Origin of the sequence: Caballeronia terrestris (assembly GCF_001544515.1) — a bacterium.
Taxonomy (GTDB): Bacteria; Pseudomonadota; Gammaproteobacteria; order Burkholderiales; family Burkholderiaceae; genus Caballeronia; species Caballeronia terrestris.
In genome coordinates this window covers 1-1,407 of sequence record NZ_FCOL02000406.1, presented here as the reverse complement: position 1 = coordinate 1,407, position 1,407 = coordinate 1, and the positions used below count along the sequence as shown (strand labels likewise).

Genomic DNA, 1,407 nt, shown 5'->3' with positions numbered 1-1,407 from the left:
TCTCGCAAGCGTCTGGAAGTTTTTGATTCCGGTGGGCATCGGCACCGTCCTGTGGTTCCTGCCAGCGCCGCCCGGCCTCCAGGAGAAGGCGTGGCACATGTTCGCCGTCTTCGTCGCAACCATCGCCGGCATCATGACCTCCCCGCTGCCGATGTCGGCGGTGGCCATCATCGGCGCCACGGTGGGCGTGCTCGTCGGTGTCGTATCGTTTGCCGACGTCACCAGATCCACCGGAACGGACCTGGTCTGGCTGGTGATGCTCGCGTTCTTCATCTCCCGCGGCATGATCAAGACCGGCCTTGGGCGCCGCGTCGCGCTCCTGTTCATGCGGCTGCTGGGAAAGCGGACCCTGGGACTGGGCTATGGACTGGTCATGACCGAACTCGTGATCTCGCCCGCCATGCCGAGCATCACCGCCCGCGCCGGCGGGGTGATGCTGCCGATTACCCGAGCGATAGCGGAAGTCCTTGGCAGCCATGCCGAGGACCCGGAATCGCGCGTCAAGGTGGGTGACTATCTGGTCCTCTGCGCCTTCCACGCGAACATCATCACCGCAGGCATGTTCGTCACGGCAATGGCGGGTAATCCACTTGCGGTCAAGCTGGCCGCGGATCAAGGCGTATCGATCAGCTGGCTCGACTGGGCAGTCGCGGCATCGGTGCCTGGCTTGCTGTGTCTTGCCATCATCCCATTGGCTATGCTGTGGATCGCACCGCCGCAGATTCGCCGAACACCCGATGCGATAATGCTCGCCCAGAGAGAACTCGTCGCCATGGGCCCAATCTCCGCCAAGGAAATCATCATGGCGGCAATCTTTGTCGGCTTGCTGGTGCTGTGGGTTTTCGGCGAGGAACTGGCCATCGGAGCGACGTTGGCGGCCGCGCTCGGGGTGTCGTTGCTGATGATCACCGGCGTTCTGACCTGGCAGGACGCGCTGAACGAGAAGGCCGCATGGGACACGATGATCTGGATCGGCCTGTTGATCATGCTGGCCTCCAAACTTAACGAGTACGGCATGGTTTCCTGGTTCGGGAAGGAATTCGGGGCACACCTGGAGGGCTTCCCGAGGCTGGCCGTTTATATGGTGGTGGCCGCGATCTACTGCTACATCCATTATTTCTTCGCCAGCGCGACGGCGCATATCAGTGCGCTTTTCCCGCTCTCCATGGCGCTGATGGTTGCCGCCGGAATTCCGCCGTTCACCGCAGCAGTCGCGCTCGGCATCCTGAGCAACATCAACGGTTGCCTGACACAATACGGCATCGGCTCCGGTCCGGTCATGTTCGGCGCCGGCTACGTTACCCAGGGACAGTGGTGGAAGGCCGGCTTCCTGATGAGCCTCATTTATATGGTCGTCTGGCTGGTAATCGGCCCGGTTTGGTGGAAGGTGCTGGGGCACGTCTGAAG

At 62.1% G+C, this 1,407-nt stretch carries 1 protein-coding gene; it reads left to right on the top strand.

The window, feature by feature from the left end; translation table 11 throughout:
* Window positions 1-1,405: DASS family sodium-coupled anion symporter (locus AWB67_RS37800; RefSeq protein WP_235025601.1), on the top strand; the 1,405-nt coding region annotated here is incomplete at its 5' end.
* Window positions 1,406-1,407 lie beyond the last annotated feature (2 nt).